Origin of the sequence: Microbulbifer agarilyticus S89 (assembly GCF_000220505.1) — a bacterium.
Classification (GTDB): domain Bacteria; phylum Pseudomonadota; class Gammaproteobacteria; order Pseudomonadales; family Cellvibrionaceae; genus Microbulbifer; species Microbulbifer agarilyticus_B.
In genome coordinates, this window is sequence record NZ_AFPJ01000007.1 from 233,801 (window position 1) to 253,957 (window position 20,157).

The following is a 20,157-nucleotide window of genomic DNA, read 5'->3' on the forward strand; positions in this document are numbered from 1 at the left end:
ACAATATGTGTGAGTGAAAGCAGACATTTTACGCTTAAATCTGCGCCCCTTCGAACAAGCGATTTCTCAATCGGGTTTTACAGCATGACGATTGGCCATAAAGGATTCGCCATTCTTCTCGTTAGTCTGGTTCTCGCTGCACTTCCTGCGGTCACCATTACGCCCGCGCGCGCTGCTGACACCGCGGATGCAGAAGCGGCAGTGGCCCAGAGGGAGAAGCTGCAGCAGGCTCGGCAAGCCATAGCCAGCAACAACAAGCGCCAACTGCGCAAACTCAAGAAAGAACTGAAAGATTATCCCCTACTGCCATATATCGAATACTGGGAACTGAGCAAGCGCCTCTCGAAACTGCCGTACGATGATATTGACGCCTTCCTCGAAAAGTACCGAGACACCGCGGTTGGCGACTGGATGCGCGTGCGCGTGCTGCGCGAACTCGGAGGTCGCGAGCGCTTCAAGGCGTACCTCAAATATTACGATCCGGACCAGATACGCCGCACCCAGCTGCGCTGCTACTACGTGGACGCCCTCTCACGTCACGGCGACAAACAACAGGCCTACGCACTCATTGAAGAGCTATGGACCGTAGGCGCATCCCAGCCCAAGGAATGTGACCCAGCCTTCGCACGTTGGATAAAAGACGGGGGGCTCACCCAAGAGCGTGCCTGGCAGCGCCATACCCTCGCGGTAAGGTCGGGGAACCTCGACCTGGCGGCGTTTATCGCACGCCAGCTGGATTCATCGCGCCGAGCCCGCGCTGAACTGATGCGCAGCGTGTATCGCAAGCCGGAGCAAATCCTTAACTACAAAAAATTTGTGCGTGAAGAGCCGGAGTATCGGGACATCGTCACCATCGGCCTGCGCCGCCTTGCCTCAAAAGATGCTGGCAAAGCGAATCAAGCGTGGGAGCGCTACAGCGCCAGCTACCTGTTTAACGACGAAGAACGGGATGACTACCTGCGCTACCTGGCCCTGCGCTTTGCCCGGCAGGATGACCAGGCGGGCCTCGAAGCCCTCATCAAGAACAATCCCGAATTCTTTGATTTGCGTACCTCCGAATGGCTGATACGTCAGTCCTTGCGCGAGATGGACTGGGCGCAAGTCGAATTTTGGATTGACCAGCTTCCCGCAGACAACCAGAAACTCGACCGCTGGCTTTACTGGAAGGCCCGCGCCATTGAGGAGCAACTCCAGGCCGCCAATCAAAACGACCCCGCGCGAAAGGCGCTGGCCAAAAAACTGTACCAGCAAGCCGCCGCAGAACGCAGCTATTACGGATTCCTCGCTGCCGACACCATTGGCGCAGACTATAGCTTCGTTGACCGTCCGGCGCCCATCACACCCAAATTGGTGGACGAGGTGGCCGCCCGCGCCGGGATGCAGCGCGCACGAGAGCTTCAGGCCATTGGCGAGTTCTACCACGCGCGCCGCGAATGGAATTACGCAACCCGCGATATGCCGGACGAAGAGTTGATGACGGCGAGCAAGATTGCAGGCTCCTGGGGCTGGTATCACAAGTCTATCCAGTCCATCCTCGCCGCCGACTATCTGGATGACCTGGAGCTGCGCTTTCCCCTCGCATTTCCCGGTATTGTCAGCGATGTAGCAAGCCGGATGGGCAAGAAAACCGCGCTGAACGATTACCTGGTGCTGGCAGTGGCGCGCCAGGAAAGCCACTTTAGCCACGACGCCAAGTCCCACGCCGGCGCTATGGGCCTGATGCAGCTGCTGCCATCTACCGCGCGCGCCACCGCACGCAAGGCGGGTGTGCCCTACCGACGCAGCTGGGACCTGCTGAACCCCAATACCAATATCAGTCTCGGTGCCTACTACCTGAACTCGTTGCTCAACCGTTTTGACAACAATCGATTCCTCGCTGCCGCAGCCTATAACGCGGGCCCTACCCGGGTTTCGCGCTGGCTGAAAGATACCGATAAGAAACTGCCCTTCGATGTATGGATAGAAACCATCCCGTACAACGAAACAAGAAAATACGTACAAAACGTACTTTCCTATTCGGTGATCTATGCATACCGCAGTGGCGAAAAGAAATCACTGCTCAACAAAAATGAGGCAGAGGCCAAGCTGTAGCTTTATACGCTCGGTTATAGGGATTAACCGGAAAAATGCGCACGGCAAAAAGCAGGCAGGAAAAAACAGAGAGGAAAAAGCAAAGAGGTGATAAGTTAGGGAACAAGCAAAACAAGAAAAAGAAAGCGAATACGACGAAGCAGAGCACCAAGCAGCTCGTGTTGGCTTAAGCCAACCGAGCCACCAGCCACTGATCCAGTTCGTCAACCGTAAACGGCCAGCAAATCACATCATCCACCGACCCAAGGCCAACCACTGGGATACTCCAGCCAAACAGCCGGGTAAGCGTTTCGTCATCGGCAATATCCACCGAGACCAGCCGCAACTGGTATTTCTCCAACAGCGGCCAAATCTCCTGTTTGGCCTTCTCGCACAGAGTGCAGCCGAGCGTGGTGTACAGCAGTAAATCGCGTTCGGCCACGCCTACACCAGCCCCTGACTACGCGCCCAGAAAAAACCCGCCGCTGCCGCACCGGCGACAATGACACCCAGCCACACCCAACTGCCACTGGCCGCTGCCGAGTCACCACGGTAACCCGCAGACAGGGATTCTGACGGACCGAAGGAGCCGCCTTCGCTGGTGGCCGCGCGACCGTCTTCCGCCTGCGTACGCATGCCTAGCTGGCTGCGTCGCATGGCCTGGTCGAGCGCCGCACTCTGGCGCGCCGCTTCGGGCACGCTGACGGCCTGACGCACGGTGGTTTTGTCCAGGTCATCTGCCGGGCCCACCACACTAAAGCTCAGGCTGTCGAAGCGCAGCTCGTCACCTCGGCGTACGCGGGTCTCGGTGATACGCTGGTTGTTAAGATAGGTGCCATTTGCGGAGCCAAGGTCCACAGCAAACAACAGGCCTTCCCGCACTTCGAGTCGCGCGTGGCGACGAGAGAGGTGCGACATAGAGAATGTCAGATCGCACTCGTCAGAGCGACCGACGATGGTGGTCTCACGCACCGGAAATACGCGCCCGACAATCGCCGGGTGATTCGCACGCAGTGCCCACGCCACATTGGCGGCACTGCCGGCTGCTTTCAGGCGGGTGATTTTGGGGTCTACCACCGCCAGCTGGCGATCGCCAACCTGCACGCGATCGTTCGGCTGCAAGCGGCAGCTGCCTTCCACCACCTTGCCATTGACCAGCAGCTGGGCACCGCCCGAGAGGTTGTGTAACTCTAACTCGTCGCCGTCCACCAGGATCTCGGCATGCAATTTGGCCACTGACGAGTCTGCCAGGGTTAGGTCGCACTGGTTTCCCCGGCCAACCGTCACTTTGGGCGCTACAAGCCACACACTCTGACTGGAATCTTTCACGTCACACAGTTTCAACATGATCGAGCTTCCTTGAAGCCGCCAAAAGGCGTACAATTTTTAATCAATTTATTCTGTAAGGGCTGTGGAAACCGGCAACGGGCGCCAGCCAAAGCCTTTTCTCGCGTTTTTATTGGGCATCAATGCGATACACCGAAGTGAAAGTTTATCACGCGTAAATTGATTGGCCTGTGAATCGGTTTGCAGCTTACAATGTCATCAGGCTCTACTATGGAAACCACAGCTGCCTTGCATAATGCCCGCGGAACCACCAGGGAATATGGGCTTAAGGCACTAGTGGCGCTTTCGACAATAACGACAGGTAACAGGTAGTTGCATACCAGTGAGTGAAGCCAAAGTACGAGAACGCCCAAGCGGTGTGAGCCAACCCGCCGTGCGCGCCAGTATGCGCAGTGCTGGTGCGACCCACACCGGATACCGCCGCGATCAGAACGAGGATGCGTTCTGGGGCGATGAGTCCCGGGGCGTATGGGTGGTCGCCGATGGATTGGGTGGTCATCAGGCGGGAGAAATCGCCAGCCAGACCGTCGTCGAAGAAATTCAACGCTCCTCCGCTACCGACCGACATTACGAGCAGGCCCTGCGTCGGGCACACGCCTTGCTGGCCGGTGACGAAAACAGCAATACCGCAATGGGCACCACCGCGGTAGTAGTGGCCGAAGACGCGCCCTACTTCCATATCTATTGGGTCGGCGACAGCCGTGCCTACCTGTGGACCCCGCCCAGCGAAGTACCCGACGGTGCCGACCAACCCTTCCCTCACGGAACCCTGAAGCAGCTCACGGTGGATCATTCCTACGTGCAGATGCTGGTTGATTCGGGCGCGATTAATCAGGAAGAAGCCGCCAACCACCCGAACCGCCATGTGATTACCCGATGTATCGGTGGGTCAGCCAATCCGACGCTGGAGATCGACCGCGCCTCATTTTCCTGGGACAAAGGACAAAAGCTGCTGCTGTGCAGCGACGGCCTCAGCAATGATGTAAGCCCTGCCGAGATCTGCGAAGTGCTGGCAAAGAATGCAGAAAGCCAGCGCGCAAGCGACTTGCTGATTGCCGCTGCACTGGATGCAGGCGGACGCGATAACATCACGGTACAAGTCATCAGTGCCCCCGACGCCCAAACAAGTGAGCAAACCGCAAAATTTGACGCTAACGGCAACCCCAAGTCACAAAAGCGGAACTCCCGCACATCGCGCGCGTTACTTGGGTCCCACAAAATTTTTTCCACTCGCGGCAAACTAATACTGAACATCACTACACTTGCCTTGATTTTGTCGGCAGGTATTTATGTCACCTGGCAACTACTGAACACTTAACAAGGAACGGGCTCGAATGGAAGTTGTCAGCAGCGGCGCCGCCTCGCTGGAGATCCCTGGCTACCAGATCCTGAAAAAAATTAATCAGGGCGGTATGTCTACCGTATATCTGGCCACCCAGCGCAGCATGGGACGCCAGGTTGCACTCAAGGTGATGTCTCCCGTTCTTAACGCCGATCCGATTTTCAGCGAGCGCTTCCAGCGCGAAGCCAATATTGTTGGCCAGTTATCCCACCCCAATATTGTTGCCATCCATGACATAGGCCGCTACCGCAGCCTCAATTACATCGCTATGGACTACCTGCCTGGTGGCTCCGTGGCGGACGCGCTGACCAAAGGCGCCATTGAGCCTCTCGACGCGCTCCATATTACCCGCCAGATTGCCATGGCACTGGACCACGCCAGCAACAAGGGCTATGTGCACCGCGACCTGAAGCCCGAGAACATCCTGTTCCGGGAAGACGGCTCAGCGATTCTCACCGACTTCGGCGTAGCGCGCGCGGTTGCACGCACCACACGCATGACCAACACGGGCATGGTTGTCGGCACCCCGCACTATATGAGCCCGGAACAGGCACGGGGCGCGGCCGTCGATGGGCGCGCCGACCTGTACAGCCTCGGTGTGGTGTTCTATGAAATGCTCACCAGCGCAGTGCCATTTCAGGCCGAAGAAGCGGTCGCCATTGCAATCAAACACCTGACGGACCCGATTCCTCGACTCCCCGCGCGCCACACCTTGTACCAGGGACTCATTGACCGCTTCCTCGCCAAAGACCCCGAGCAACGTTTCCAGCGCGGGCTCGACGTGGTTGACGCAATCGATCAGTTACTCGCGGCGCTGGATGGCAAGTCCCCGGCGCCGACAACCAAGATGAACAACACCTCGGTGCGCGTCTCCAGCTTGTTGCGCGCACTGGTCCTCACTCTGTACGGCACCCTCTCCGATCGCGTGGTCGCCGCCTGGGCACGTTTTCGCGACAAGCCGGTGCATCAACAAAATCCGCGCGCTGAGCAGCAAACCATCATGCGTATTCGGCAAGTGGTGGAGCAGGCAGCGCCGATCAAACCCCGGTCGAAAATGTTTTTCGGCCTGCTCGCGGTAAGCTTCACGCTCGCCTGGGTACTGTTCAGCCTGTTTAGCAACAAGTTCCAATGGCAAACCGAGTCTGGCCTGGTGAATGAGGCCGTCGATCTCACTTCACAGATACTGCTGCCGGAAAATGGCACAGCGCAATCCGGACAGGCCTCCGCGGAGCTACCGGGCCTTTCCGGCAGTCTGCTGCCCGCACCACTGCAGGAGCCCGGTGCACGCCAGACGGGCCCGGTGCTACGCAACACACCGGCCCCGGCAACAGTCGCAAAAGTCACACCCATCGCAGCACGCGAGGAGTCCGCGCGTGCAGACAATGGGGATCCTGCGAATGTAGAAGAGGCTGCCGGTACCCCAGTGACCGGTGACGCCGCAGCCAGTACCTCTGCAACCAGTGACACAAGTGCAGACGCGCTACCACAAGAACCGGAAGCCCCTGCGCCGCCCCCCACTTACGCACTCAAGGTTTCGCCAACACCCGGCGATGCACGCATTCGCATCATGAACATCGTGCCGCGCTACACGCCGGGAATTAGCCTGGAGCCTGGTCGCTATGACGTTGAGGTGAGCAAACCCGGCTTCAGCACCGTGCGGCGATGGGTGGAGGTCAATTCCGCTGATGTGAATCTTGCGGTCCAGCTGGAGCGCAAATACTTTGCCGGCAAGAGTTTTCAGTCGCCGCTAAAAGACGGTGGCCGCGGCCCGGAAATGGTAGTCATCTCGCCCGGCGCATTTACCATGGGCAATAACGCGCGCCCGTTTACCAGCCCCGAGCACAAAATCACGATCCGTCGCCCCTATGCAATTGGCGCCCACGAAGTGACGTTTAACGATTACGACCGCTATGCGAAAGCCAGTGGCCGCAGCTTGCCCAGTGATCAGGGATGGGGCCGCGGTACACGCCCCCTGATTAACGTGAGCTGGGTCGAGGCGCAGCGCTATGCCAAGTGGCTCAGTGAGCAGAGCGGGCAAAAATATCGTTTGGCGAGTGAGGCGGAATGGGAATTTGCCGCACGGGCAAACACTGATACCCCCTTCTGGTGGGGCGATGGCAGCCCGCGGGGCAAGGCCAACTGCCGCCGCGGCTGCGCCAGCGAATTCAATTCCCTGTTTGCCGCCAAGAGCGCGCCGGTGGGCAACTATAAAGCGAACCCGTTTGGCGTGTACGACACCGCGGGCAACGTTGGTGAATGGGTCCAGGACTGTTTCCTGGGCGATTTTACCAACCACCGCAGCGATGCACGTCCTGTACAGCTGAAAAACTGTGACCTGCGTGTGGTCCGTGGCGGCTCCATGCGTGAGCCGCTGCGGAATATCAGCTCAGACTACCGCACCGGGCTGAATGAGCGCGCCCATTCCAAAGAAGTGGGCTTCCGCCTGGTAATGGAGCTGTAACAGCCCGTTACCGCGCGCGCACTTGCCACACATTGTGAATTTTCGGGTTGCGCTGGAAGTCCTTGTCGAGCAGCTTGGCTGAAAGATTTTCCACCGCGAATTCCGATTGCACCGCCTCGTCCATTTTGAAGCTGCGCAAATTATTGGAAAACAACAACACGCCATCTTGGCTCAGCAACGCCATGCACTGGCGAATCAGTTCCCCGTGGTCCCGCTGAATATCCAGCACACCCTGCATTTTTGCCGAGTTTGAAAAGGTCGGCGGATCGAGAAAAATCACATCGTAATGCCCTTTGCGATTGTCCTGCGCAGCTTTCAGCCACTGCAGGCAGTCGGCCTCGATCAGCTGGTGGCGGTAGGAGTCCATGCCGTTTGCACGGAAGTTTCTCTGCCCCCACGCCTGGTAGGTCTTTGACAGGTCAACACTGGTACTCTCGGTGCAACCGCCAATTGCTGCCTGCACCGTCGCAGTGGCCGTGTAGCAAAACAGGTTGAGCAGCCGCTTGCCTTTGGCCAGTTTACGCAGGTACTGGCGCACCGGGCGGTGATCCAGAAACAGGCCTGTGTCCAGGTAGTCCCACAGGTTAATTTCCAGCTTCGCCCCGAACTCGTCTACGAGGAAGGTACGGGACTCCTCACCACGCTTCTGATACTGACTACCGCTATCTTTGTGGCTGTGACGACGGCGCTCTTTAATGGAAATATTGCGCGGCGCCAGCTCCAGTACCTGTCGCGTAGCGCGCACCAGATCCATCAGGCGAGCGCGGGCTTTTTGCTCGGGAATACTCGCCGGCGCGCGGTACTCCTGGACATGCGCGAAGCGCTCGCCTTCCAGAGACTGGTAGATATCGATGGCTGCGGAATACTCGGGCAGGTCGGCATCGTATAGACGATAGCAACTAACGCCACTGCGTTGCGCCCACTTGCCGGTGGTGCGCAGGTTTTTTTGCAGGCGATTGGCCACCATCTGTGCTTCTTCGGACAGGCGGGCCCCACCCTCCTGACCGCGCTCAGCAGATTGCGCGTGAATATCAAACAGCAGCAGCTGACTGGGGATGCTGCCGTTGAATAATTTGTATTGCTTGTGCGAGCGCAGGCCGGTGGAATGACAAAGTTCGGGATTGCCGGTAAAAATTGCCGCCTTCCAGCCGGCAAACTCTTTCTTCAGCTGGCCACCCAGCTCCGCGTAGGTTTCGCGCAGCGCCTCCTGTTCTCCCAGTCGCTCACCATAGGGCGGATTGGTAATCACCAATCCTGCTGTTACCGGGCGATGACTCGGCACCTTGAAGGCCGCCACCGGCCGGCAGCTGACGCGCACCTGCTTGTCCAGGCCGGCGCGCGCGATATTGGATTCTGCGGCAAACAGTACCTTGGCGTCGGCATCGTAGCCACGAATTTCCGGTAGCGGCTTTACGATGCCTGCGGTGCGGCGCTGCAGCGCCTCTTCCCGCAATGCCAACCAGATGTCACTTTGATGGTTCAGCCAGCGCTCGAAACCAAATTCCTCACGCAACAGACCGGGAGCCACATCTGCCGCCATCAATGCCGCTTCCACGAGAAAAGTGCCTGAGCCACACATAGGGTCCAACAAGGCACCGCCCTCGGCGGCAATTTGCGGCCAGCCGGCGCGCATCAGCAACGCTGCGGCGAGGTTTTCTTTCAGTGGGGCCGCGCCGATGTGGGTGCGGTATCCGCGGCGGTGCAGACTGTCGCCACTGAGATCGATCGCGATTTCGAGGACATCGCGATGCAGGCGCAGCATCACCGACAGGTCGGGATCCCGCTTGTCGACATCGGGGCGTGCGCCGGTCGCTTTGCGCAGGCGGTCGACGATGGCATCTTTCGCTTTCTGGGCGCCAAACTGGCTGTTGCGTATTTCCCGGTTGGTGCCAGAAAACTGCACCCAGAGCACGCCGTTGGGGCTAATGTGTTCTTCCCAGGGCTGGTCCGCCACTGCACGATACAAACCTTCCGCATCTTGAATGCGCGCCTGCCCCAGATTCAGTAAGACCCGATTGGCGATACGGCTCCACAAGTTAACGCGATAAGCCATCGCAAGATCGCCATCGAAGCGCACCGCCGCCGGCTGCTCCCGCAAAACGTTTGCGCCAATTTGACGCAACTCATTCGCGAGCACATTTTCCAGGCCTTTTGGGCAGGTGGCTGTAAATTCAAACTTCTCAGTCAAGGATTCGACCTCTAAGAGCCTGTTGCCCCCGTCGTACGCCGCTTAGTCGAAATGGGCGCGGGGCATTCTGGCAAAGTTGTTATGGCCATTTTGGCCAGAGGATATGTAAGTGGCGCAAGCATACCGCAATCGAGAATTCTATTCTTCAAGACCCCGAAATAGCCCTGGGAAGGTTTCTCACATTAGATAATTTGAACCTATAGAAGGCGCTTTTCAGAAAAAATTAATTCTTCCTTACCTGAAGGTAATTTGGCCCAATATTCGACAGCGGCAGCCCTTCTTGCCAGGCCCCTTCCACAATAAGCTGGTAATGGCATAAGGGGAGAAGCGGTGATATCAGTCCCGCAGCTGATTTCGGCCGCTTGAGTGACAATCAAAATGAGGTAACACGCCTATGAAACGCCAAAAACGTAATCCCAACGACAGAGCACTTCACAAAGGTTACGTTGCCGCCGTGCAGGGCAGAGATCACGATAGCTGCCCCTACCAAAGCGGATCCCTGCATCAGGAATGGGTAAACGGTTGGCGCCAAGGGCGAGAGGATATTTGGAGTGGTTTCGGGCGCGCAGCCCAGGCCCAGCGTCTGGAGAGCATGTAGATCAGGCGCGGCTTAACCAAATACTCTCGAAAATCGAGCCGGGCTGGCAATAACGCCAGCCCCACTATCTTTTACCGATTAGGATCAAGCGCGTTGCTCAACAACACGCGATGCGTGCAGTTTTGCAATGGCTTCTGCCGCTTCGTGAATCACTTCCGGCCCACGGTAAATAAAGCCAGAATATATCTGCACTGCCGTAGCGCCCGCGCGAATCTTTTCTGCGGCTGACTCGCCATCAAAAATACCGCCTACGCCGATAATGGGAATACTTCCATCCAGCGCACTGTATAGCTTGCGAATAACTTCGGTAGACCGATCGCGCAGTGGGCGTCCGCTCAAGCCGCCCTGCTCTGCACCGTGCTCAAGGTTTTCCACCGAAGACTTGTCGATGGTGGTATTGGTGGCAATCACACCATCAATTTCGTGTTCCTGTAATGTCTTCGCTACCTGGGCGATCGCATCATCGTCCATATCCGGCGCAATCTTCACCGCCAGCGGTACATAGCGATCCTGCTCAGCGGCAAGCTGGGCCTGCTTTTCTTTCAGCGCATGCAGCAGCTGGCTGAGGCTGCCCCCGAACTGCAGATCTCGCAGGCCTTTGGTATTGGGAGAGGAAACGTTGGCGGTTATGTAATCCGCATAGGCATATACTTTCTCCATGCAGATACAGTAATCGTCCGCCGCCTTCTCTACCGGAGTATCGAAGTTTTTGCCCACGTTGATGCCGAGCACACCGGAGTAACGACGGCGTTTTACCCGTTCGAGCAAGTAGTCGACACCTTCGTTATTGAAACCCATGCGATTGATGATGGCCTCCGCCTCTGGCAGGCGAAAAATACGCGGCTGGGGGTTGCCAGGCTGCGGACGCGGGGTCACGGTGCCAACCTCAACAAAACCGAAACCCAGGGCGCCCAAACCGTTGAACGCCTGAGCATTCTTGTCCAGACCGGCCGCGAGACCCACGGGGTTTGGCAGGGTCAAGCCCATCAGTTCTACCGGGTCATCCGGTACCGATTTGCTAAACAGCGACATCAAGCCAAGCCGCTCGGCGGCGCCAATGGCGTCCATCGACAGGTGGTGGGAGCGCTCAGGATCGAGCGCAAACAGGGCTTTGCGCAAATGCTGGTACATGGGTTTCCTTGAGGTTCTGACCAAAGCAGCGCTCTCGTCTCCGGCACGGGGTCCGCGGAAAAGCAAGAGTCCGATGGGTCATGCAAATATGACAAACCCCATCCGGGATACCCGGACGGGGTTTGCGTATTGTACGAGATTCCAACGATTCGAGAAACTTACGCCGTCATCAGGGATTCCTGGTCTGCCGTCGCATTTGCCAGGTACATCAGTTCCCGCAAGGCAACCGTAAACATGGCGAAGTCTCCTTGTGTGGCCGACTTCAGTTCCTTGGTCAAACTTTCCCAGCGCTGGATTGCCGGCGCCATCCTGTTCGCCCAGTTCTCCACCGCACTGTCTACGTCGAGACCATCGTCGCCAGCCAGACGCAGGATATGGGTAGCCAGCCTTGCGAGCTGGTTATCCAGATCGTCCATGCTGGTCTCCCGCGCCTGGGAATGCCAGAAGCTATCCGACGGCAAGTCGATGATCTGGTTGCCGAACCAATAGAGGCCCAGACGATCTGCAAGTGCGAAGTAGGCTTTTGCCACCTCTTCAACAGGCCGATCTGTAATGCGCGCGGTATGCGAAATACCCAGTGCAGAAAACAGATAGGTCGGCGACGCCGCCAGCATCGCCAGGTCTTTCGGCACGCTGGCCGCGGTCAGCCTGTCGTGCCGCGCATGCCACTCGCGCAGCGGCTCGCCACTCAGTACCTCAGGTAAGGCACGAATCACGCGCTGGACAGAATCCTGGAACAATGCAATTTCATTTGCCGGATCGAGCGCGCCGTGTCGGTTGCGCACAAACCAACGAGCCGCCCTGCGCACCCGCCCCACCATGGCGGTCATCAGCTGCAGCTGTAAATCCGCCGGCACCTGATAGTCGAGCTCGGCGACGCCGTGCTGGAAATCCGACATGCGATACACATCGCGCGCACTCACATAAGCGGCGATGATGGTATCAATCCCTGCACCGGTGGCGCCGCTGATCCGATCGTAGAAGGTAATGCCCATGCTGTTGACCATTTCGTTGGCAACCTGCGTGGAGACAATTTCCCGGCGCAAGGGGTGGTCATAGACCAGCGCCTGGTACCGGGACACCAGGGCTGGAGGAAATGCAGACTCCACCGCCTCCTGCACATAATCATTATCGATAATGTGCGCGCCAACCAGCTCTTCCTTCAGTTTGACCTTCACATAGGAGATCAGCACGGACAGTTCAGGGTGCGTGAGATACTGCCCTTTGCTCTGGCGCTCGTTCAGCGTTTCGTTGTCTGGGATAAACTCCAACTGGCGACGCAGGCGGCCTTCGGCTTCGAGTGAATTAATCGTACGACGGAATTCATCAAAGCGGTCGGCAATCTGATAGGCCGCCACACTAATTGCACTGGTCTGGTCATAATTGTTGTCCAGCACCAGCTCCGCGACCGAGTCGGTCATCTCTTCCAGCATATGGTTACGCTGTTTTTCCGTCAGGTCACCATTGGCCACCACCTTGTCCAACAGGATCTTGATGTTGACCTCATGATCCGAGCAGTCCACGCCGCCGGCGTTATCGATAAAGTCGGTATTACACCGGCCACCGTTCAGGGAAAACTCGATACGCCCGCGCTGGGTCATGCCCAGGTTTCCGCCCTCACCAAACACCTTGCAGCGCAGCTCCTTGCCATCGACCCGCAGGTTATCATTCGACTTGTCGCCGACCTGCTCGTGGCTCTCTTGCTGCCCCTTCACATAGGTGCCAATCCCACCATTCCAGATCAGGTCGACCGGTGCCTTGAGCATCGCACTGATCAGCTCGTTCGGTGTCAGGTGATCCGCTTCAATGGCAAATGCCTGCTGCATCTCCGGGGTGATTTTTACCGACTTGGCGCGGCGCTCAAAAATCCCACCACCTTTGGAGATGAGGCTCAGGTTGTAATCGGTCCAGCTTGAACGAGGCAACTCAAACAACCGCTTGCGCTCGTGGTAACTGCTCGACGCATCGGGATTCGGGTCGACAAAAATATGCAGGTGGTTGAAGGCGCCTTTCAAACAGATATGTTCGGACAGCAGCATACCGTTGCCGAACACGTCACCGGCCATGTCACCGATACCGATCACTGAGAAGTTTTCGGTTTGTACATTGACGCCCATTTCACGGAAATGCCGTTGCACGGAGACCCAGGCACCGCGCGCGGTGATGCCCATTTTTTTGTGGTCATAACCATTGCTGCCGCCGGAGGCAAAGGCATCACCGAGCCAGAAGTCGTACTCCGCAGCGATACCGTTGGCGATATCGGAAAAGGTCGCGGTTCCCTTGTCCGCGGCCACAACCAGATAGGGGTCGTCCTCATCCCGGCGGATCACGCGGTCCGGCGGAATCACCTCGCCATTTTTCAGGTTATCGGTAACGTCGAGCAATGCCCGGATGAATGTCTTGTAACTCTTGATACCGGATTCGATGAGCGCTTCCCGGCTGTTGTCTGCCGGAGGCCGACGCACCACGAAGCCACCCTTGGCCCCGCTGGGCACAATAACCGCATTCTTTACGTTCTGCGCCTTCACCAGGCCCAGCACTTCGGTGCGGAAATCTTCCAGGCGATCGGACCAGCGCAAACCACCACGGGCGACCTTGCCGCCGCGCAGGTGCACCCCTTCCACTTGCGGGGAATAGACGAAGATTTCGAACAGAGGGCGTGGCTCCGGGATATTCGGGATATCCCGCGGGCTGAACTTGATGGAAATGTAATCTTTCGGCTGGTCGTTGGTGTCCAGCTGGAAAAAATTGGTACGCAGCGTCGCCCGGATCAAATCCAGGTAACGGCGAATTACCTGATCTTCGTTCAGGTTGTCGACGCTGTCGAGGCCATCGTGGATCTTCTTGATCAGGCGTTCCACACGGGTCTGGTCCTGGCGCTCCGGTGAATTGATCCGCGGATCAAACATCGCGCGGAATAGCGCCACCAGGTTGCGGGTAATCTCCACATGATTCGCCAGCGTAGCCGCGATATAGGACTGGCTCGCGCTGAACTTGGTCTGCTTCATGTACCGCGCATAGGCACGCAACATGGTAACCTCTCGCCAGTTGAGGCGGGCGGCAAGTACCAGTCGATTGAACGCGTCGCTCTCGGCCACACCGTCCCAGATCGCCGCAAATGCGTCCTGGAACAGGGAGCGCGAGGCCTGCGCGTCGATACGGGTAGGCAGGCCGAACTCCAGGTGGAATTCGTGCATCCACACATCCTGCTTGCCACGCGGACGGATGGTGTACGGAAACTCGCCCATCACCCGCAGCCCGAGATTCTCCAGCACAGGAATCACATCGGACAGCGTCAAACCAGAGCCCACATTGAATACCTTGAAGCGCAGGCTACCGGGCTCAGCGCCAACCGGCTGGTAGAAGCTCATCGCGACTCGATTGTCGTCGCTCAGCTCCTGAATTGACGTCACGTCCTGGACCGCGATACGCGGCTCAAAGTCCTCGCGATAGCCCGCGGGGAAAGACTGGCCATAGGTGCCGATCAGTCGGCTGCCCTCTTCTTCCCCATGGGTCTCTATCAGGGATCTATGAAATACATCTTCCCAGCTGCGGGTAATATCCACAATCTGCGCCTCCAGTCGGGCTACATCAATATCCAGGGGTAGATTCGGGTCGACGCGGAATACCAGATGTACCCGGGCGAGAATCGATTCGGAAAAGAAGGTAGTAAAGTCAGAATCCAGTGCGTGAATCGTACGCGCGATACGATCACTGATCTTCTCCCGCACCTCACTGCTGAACTGGTCACGCGGCACGTACACCAGCGCGCTGACAAACTTTCCGAACGGGTCTTTGCGCATAAACAAGCGCAAACGCGCGCGCTCATTCATCGCCAGCACACCATGGGTGGTATCAAACAGTTCCCTGGTACTGCTCTGGAACAGTTCATCCCGTGGAAAGGTATCCAGAATACGCTGCAGCGCCTTGCCGTCATGGCTGGTGGGAGCGTGACCGCTCTGCTCCATCACCGAGGCCAGCTTGCGGCGCACAATTGGGATCTTGGAGGGGCTTTCGGTGTAGACCGGCGAGGTATACAGCCCCATAAATGCCGACTCGCCAATCACCTCACCGTTTTCGTCATACCGCTTGATGCTGACGTAGTCCGAATAGGCCGCACGGTGCACCCGCGACTTGACCGAAGACTTGGCAAAGGTGAGGAAATTGGGGCCCTGGTAAAAGCGCTGCTTGCCCTCGTTAAACGCATACTCCGGCGTCGGTTCAGCGGTCTCTTCCAGCTTCTTAAAAATCCCCAGGCGACGGTTCTCGACTTCCTGCAGTACTTTCTTATTCCCCTGCTGAGAGAACTCGTATTCGCGATAGCCAAGGAAGGTGAAGTTGCCATCACGCATCCACTGCAGAAACGCGCTGGCCTCCGCCAGGTTGGCTTCGTGATCCGCCACTCCAGCCTGCAGCTGGTCCTGCATGGCGGAACAGGTATCCAGCATGGGCACATAGTCGTCGACGACCAGCGCCACGTCACCCAGCACATCGCTCAGTGCCCGCGATAGCTCCGACGCGCGCGTTGCGCTGGTATCGAGGTTAATTTCGAGGTAAATCAGTGCCTCGTTGGCGATTGTAGGGTCGAACTGGCGCTCCTCTTCCAGCAGTGGCGCCACAGGCAACAACTGCTGCAGACGGCCACTCTCGTCCCGTTGCAACTGCATGACGGTACTTTTGATGGAGTGGATAACCGTGTCACGCTGGTTGATTTCCATACGCACCGAATCCACAAGAAACGGCATGTCACGCTGCAGCACACACACCACGGTGTGCGAACACTCCCAGCCGTGATCCTCCAGGCGTGGATTGAATACCCGCACTTTCGGGCCGCCACTATCGCGCTGCTGAATAAAATCCCAGCAGGTGTATACACAGCCATAGATGTCGACCAAACGCCGACCCGCAAGGTCCTCGAGGGGGTATTGGTTCAGATATTGCTCAGCGAAGCTGATTACAGGCCCAGCCTTGTCCCCAAGTTTCTCGCGAATAATCTCGCTAACTTGCTCCAGCAGCTCTTCCCGGCTATCGGTGATGACCGTCGCCATATTCACGTACGTCCTCCCATCACGGCGCAAACAGAATGCGCCGGTATAATCCGCCATCGCAGGTGCGCCCACACGGTTAGTGGAGCCCACCCTGTCCCCATTGCCGAACTTTTGCCCACTTGCGCTGCAAAACACTTTGTAGCGGTGGTGGTTGAACAATCCGACAGAATAATTGTCTACTTTGCAGCCTGAGAACCGGGGTAAGCCCTGCGACAGTTGCCTCTGAGCACACTGCCGTTAAAATCGTCCTACCCGCATTTCTCGAGCGAGTGGCTATATATATGAGGGCACCTCAAAAAGCATAGATAGCCACCGCTCTGCGGCAGCGTATTGAAACAGGAATTTGGCAAAAGAAGTGACGATATGGACACACGCCAGCAGATAAAAATTCTGGGTGATTGGCTGGAGCAGCAGATTATTGGCCAAGAGACTTTGGTCAATCGAATTCTCATAGGATTGCTGGCCGACGGTCACCTTTTGGTCGAGGGCGCGCCCGGTCTGGCGAAGACAAAAGCGATCAAAACCCTGGCCGATGGCATCGAGGGTGACTTCCATCGGGTCCAATTTACGCCGGACCTGTTGCCGTCCGATATCACCGGCACCGACATCTACCGACCGGAGACCGGCGAATTCCATTTTCAGCCCGGCCCGGTATTCCACAACCTGATCCTCGCCGACGAAATTAACCGGGCGCCTGCCAAAGTGCAGTCTGCGCTACTGGAGGCGATGGCGGAACGCCAGATCAGTGTTGGCCGCAAAACATACGCCCTGCCCGACCTGTTCCTGGTGATGGCTACCCAGAACCCGATCGAACAGGAAGGCACCTATCCCCTGCCGGAGGCACAGCTTGATCGTTTTCTGATGCAGGTAAACCTCAGTTACCCCGACGCGGAAGCCGAGACAAAGATTCTCAAACTCGCGCGCGATGAAGCGAGCCACGGCGAAGGCCACCCACAAACCGTAATTTCACAGGAAACCCTGTTTACGGCTCGCCAGGAAATCCTCGACCTGACCATGGTCGAAGCCGTGGAAACCTACATCGTGCAGCTGGTCATCGCCACCCGCGAGCCCCATCGCTATGACGATGAACTGGCCAGCTGGCTCGATTTCGGCGCCAGCCCACGGGCCACCATCGCACTCGACCGCTGCGCGCGTGCCTACGCCTGGCTCGCCGGGCGAGACTATGTGACGCCCGATGATGTCATGGCCATCGCGCCGGATGTGTTGCGCCACCGTTTGCTGCTCAGCTTTGAGGCTGAAGCCGCTGGCGCGAGCGCCGACCGTGTGATCCGCCGCCTGTTACAACTGGTTCCGGCAATCTAGGTTTAAATCGTGGTCGAATCACTCAACCACCGTGAACTGGAGCTGTCCGGTGCCTACCCGGAAGTGGCGCCATTGGTGCGCCTGCGCCATATCGCCCGCCAGTTGCGCCTGTTCAAACCTCGGGTTAACCGGAGCGATCAGTCCGGTAACCTGCTTACCCGTTATCGCGGGCGGGGCATGAATTTTGAAGAGGTGCGCTATTACCAGCCTGGGGACGATGTCCGCTCCATTGATTGGCGGGTAACCGCGCGCACCGGCGAGACGCACACCAAACTTTTCCAGGAAGAGCGCGAGCGACCCGTAGTCATTTTGTTGGATCTGCGCTCACCCATGTTTTTTGGCAGCCAGAATGCCTTCAAATCCGTGGCCGCCTGCAGTATTGCCTCCGCCCTGTGCTGGGCCGGCCTACAGCATGGTGATCGCATCGGCGCGCTGATTTTTTCGGATCAGGGGGTTAATACCGTACGCCCACGCCGCAGTCACCACGCGGTACTCGCCGCCATTCACGGCATGGTCGATTCCGCTACGAGTCTCGATAGCCCAATCGCCACGAGTGGCAGCCAGCCCCTGAGCGCCCTGCTGGAAGAGGCCCGCCGGGTCGCTCGGCCCGGCAGCGCCGTATTTCTGATCAGTGATTGCCACGACCTGGACGCGAGCTGCGAGCAGTCCCTCTACCTGCTTACGCGCCATGCAGATTTGCAAATACTGCGCGTCAGTGACCCGCTGGAACAACAACTTCCAGATCAGGCCGTTACAATCAGCGACGGTCGCCAGCGCACGTTTCTTGGCAAGGGCAAACAAGCGCTAAAACAACAGTTTGCACGCCATCAACATCAGATTCGAGAAAACGCCGCGCAACTTTGCCGCCGACTGCGCCTGCCACTACTGGATTTCGACAACACCCAGCCCGTAGTGCCGAAGCTGCTCAGCACCTATGGCGACCGCCAGCCCACGCCGGGCCGGAGACAGGCATGATGTTTTTTAGCGCCAGCGTAAAGCAAGCGACACCACCACCGCCCCCGGCTATCGATCAACCGCCAAACCAGGCCCCGGTCATGACACCGGAGATGCAGCAGTTGCTCGAGCAGCTGAAAGACATCCAAGAGCCTGCCCCAATCGGCTGGTGGCCGCTGGCACCCGGCTGGTGGATGCTTGCAGGAGCGCTCATCGCCCTGTTATTCGGCGCCTTTTGGCTGTTTTCCTACCTCCGCCGCCAGCGTCAGCAAAAACAGTATCGCGTAGAGGGCGAACACCTGCTAAAGGTCCTGGACCTCAATCAGCCACGCGCCGTCGAGTCCATCAACGTACTGTTAAAACGCGTGGCAGTGGTTACCTTTGGCCGAGCCCTATCTGGCCCACTCACTGGCGAGCATTGGATCGCATTCCTCGAATCCACTGCAACAGCACCAATGCCAGAATCCGCACGTCGCGCCCTACTGGAAAGCCTGTACAGCGCGCGGGAACCATCAAACGACGCCCTGGAAGATTTACGCGGCTATGCCATTCAGTGGGTACGGAAACATCAGCGTGCAGATTCGACGCCTGAGGTAGCACTTGATCAACAGGCCACTGCGGGAGCGAGCAATGTTTGAGTTCGCGCTCCCGTGGGTTTTCTTGCTGCTACCGCTGCCCCTGCTCGCGCGCAAGCTACTGCGTAAAAGCGAGCCACTCAGCAGCGCACTCAAAGTACCCTACTACGAACATTTACCGCGAAAGAGCGGTGGTGCTGCGGGTAACCGCTGGAATTTACTGATGCTCTGGTTGCTGTGGCTATTGCTGCTCGCCGCTGCAGCCCGCCCCCAGTGGTATGGCGAACCCATCACACAAACTACCAGTGCGCGCGACCTGTTAATCGCCGTGGACATTTCCGGCAGCATGGAAACCCCGGACATGATCCTCAACGGCAACCCCGCAATGCGCATCAGCGCAGTGAAATCCGTGGTGGGCGACTTTGTGCTGCGCAGGAAAGGCGATCGCCTGGGGCTGGTTCTGTTTGGTACTCGCGCCTACCTGCAGGCACCTCTTACTTTTGACCGCCAAACCGTCGATACACTGCTGACCGAGGCCCAGATTGGATTTGCCGGCCAAGGGACCGCTATTGGTGACGCAATCGGACTGTCCGTAAAACGCCTCACCCAGCGACCGGCAGATCAGCGTGTGCTGATCCTGCTAACCGATGGCGCTAATACCGCGGGTAAAGTTGCTCCACTAAAGGCCGCAGAGCTCGCCAAACAGGCCGGCGTCAAGGTATACACCATTGGTGTCGGCGCTGAAGAAATGGTGCAACCCGGGCTACTTGGCTCGCGCTTTGGAGCCCGCCGGGTAAACCCATCCCGGGACCTCGATAGTGAAACCTTGCAGGCGATCGCGGACAAAACCGGAGGCAAATACTTCCGTGCACATAATCCGCAGGAGCTCGCGCAAATCTATCAAGAGCTGGATCGACTCGAGCCGGTTGAACAGGAGGCGGAAACCTATCGCCCACTGAAGTCTCTTTACGTTTGGCCACTGGGTCTTGCCCTTCTGCTCGCACTGATCTGGTCCAGCCTGCCCTTTATTGGCAACTGGATCACGGAGCTACAGGCGCGGAATCGCAATGGTCAAGGAGCGGGCAACGGCGTTCACAATCATGGGGGGCAGGCGCAGTGA

General features: G+C 57.9%; 13 protein-coding genes. 8 read left to right on the plus strand and 5 right to left on the minus strand.

Annotated features, from left to right (window positions below):
- The first annotated feature begins 84 nt into the window (after positions 1–84).
- Positions 85–2,091 (plus strand): transglycosylase SLT domain-containing protein, encoded by a 2,007-nt coding sequence (locus AS89_RS0101860; protein WP_010130569.1) that lies wholly within the window; start codon positions 85–87, stop codon positions 2,089–2,091.
- Between the two features lie 166 nt (positions 2,092–2,257).
- On the opposite strand, the gene AS89_RS0101870 is transcribed toward AS89_RS0101860, so the two are convergent.
- Together AS89_RS0101870 and AS89_RS0101875 are read right to left on the minus strand one after the other, a co-directional pair.
- Positions 2,258–2,512 carry a glutaredoxin family protein gene (locus AS89_RS0101870; protein WP_010130570.1) on the minus strand — a complete coding sequence of 85 codons (255 nt, stop codon included), beginning with the start codon at positions 2,510–2,512 and terminating at the stop codon, positions 2,258–2,260.
- Between the two features lie 2 nt (positions 2,513–2,514).
- On the minus strand, positions 2,515–3,417 hold the full coding sequence (locus tag AS89_RS0101875; RefSeq protein WP_010130571.1) for an FHA domain-containing protein: 903 nt from the start codon (positions 3,415–3,417) through the stop codon (positions 2,515–2,517).
- A 322-nt stretch (positions 3,418–3,739) separates the two neighbouring features.
- On the opposite strand from AS89_RS0101875, the gene AS89_RS16630 reads away from it, so the two are divergent.
- Positions 3,740–4,735: a PP2C family protein-serine/threonine phosphatase gene (locus AS89_RS16630; RefSeq protein WP_010130572.1), complete on the plus strand. Its 996-nt coding sequence runs from the start codon at positions 3,740–3,742 to the stop codon at positions 4,733–4,735.
- 16 nt (positions 4,736–4,751) lie between these two features.
- Entirely contained in the window at positions 4,752–7,220 is a 2,469-nt protein-coding gene (locus tag AS89_RS0101885) for a bifunctional serine/threonine-protein kinase/formylglycine-generating enzyme family protein (RefSeq protein WP_010130573.1), read from the plus strand.
- Positions 7,221–7,227: 7 nt separating this feature from the next.
- Here the strand turns inward: AS89_RS0101885 and rlmKL are convergent, their stop codons facing one another.
- Positions 7,228–9,408: a bifunctional 23S rRNA (guanine(2069)-N(7))-methyltransferase RlmK/23S rRNA (guanine(2445)-N(2))-methyltransferase RlmL gene (gene rlmKL, locus AS89_RS0101890; RefSeq protein WP_010130575.1), complete on the minus strand. Its 2,181-nt coding sequence runs from the start codon at positions 9,406–9,408 to the stop codon at positions 7,228–7,230.
- 394 nt (positions 9,409–9,802) lie between these two features.
- On the opposite strand from rlmKL, the gene rmf reads away from it, so the two are divergent.
- Positions 9,803–10,006, plus strand: a complete 204-nt coding sequence (gene rmf / locus AS89_RS18365; protein WP_010130578.1) for a ribosome modulation factor — start codon at positions 9,803–9,805, stop codon at positions 10,004–10,006.
- A gap of 84 nt (positions 10,007–10,090) precedes the next feature.
- On the opposite strand, the gene AS89_RS0101895 is transcribed toward rmf, so the two are convergent.
- Positions 10,091–11,137: a quinone-dependent dihydroorotate dehydrogenase gene (locus AS89_RS0101895; RefSeq protein ID WP_010130580.1), complete on the minus strand. Its 1,047-nt coding sequence runs from the start codon at positions 11,135–11,137 to the stop codon at positions 10,091–10,093.
- 158 nt (positions 11,138–11,295) lie between these two features.
- Positions 11,296–16,185 carry an NAD-glutamate dehydrogenase gene (locus AS89_RS0101900; RefSeq protein ID WP_010130581.1) on the minus strand — a complete coding sequence of 1,630 codons (4,890 nt, stop codon included), beginning with the start codon at positions 16,183–16,185 and terminating at the stop codon, positions 11,296–11,298.
- A 363-nt stretch (positions 16,186–16,548) separates the two neighbouring features.
- On the opposite strand from AS89_RS0101900, the gene AS89_RS0101905 reads away from it, so the two are divergent.
- From AS89_RS0101905 to AS89_RS0101920, 4 genes are read left to right on the plus strand one after another with little or no spacing between them, the layout of a single operon-like run.
- Positions 16,549–17,508: an AAA family ATPase gene (locus AS89_RS0101905; protein ID WP_010130582.1), complete on the plus strand. Its 960-nt coding sequence runs from the start codon at positions 16,549–16,551 to the stop codon at positions 17,506–17,508.
- A gap of 9 nt (positions 17,509–17,517) precedes the next feature.
- Positions 17,518–18,483, plus strand: coding sequence for a DUF58 domain-containing protein (locus AS89_RS0101910; protein WP_010130583.1), 966 nt, complete (start codon positions 17,518–17,520; stop codon positions 18,481–18,483).
- Complete coding sequence (locus tag AS89_RS18070; protein ID WP_010130584.1) at positions 18,480–19,100, plus strand: DUF4381 domain-containing protein; 621 nt, start codon at positions 18,480–18,482, stop codon at positions 19,098–19,100. The genes AS89_RS0101910 and AS89_RS18070 overlap by 4 nt, the downstream gene beginning before the upstream one ends.
- Complete coding sequence (locus AS89_RS0101920) at positions 19,093–20,157, plus strand: vWA domain-containing protein (protein WP_010130585.1); 1,065 nt, start codon at positions 19,093–19,095, stop codon at positions 20,155–20,157. The genes AS89_RS18070 and AS89_RS0101920 overlap by 8 nt, the downstream gene beginning before the upstream one ends.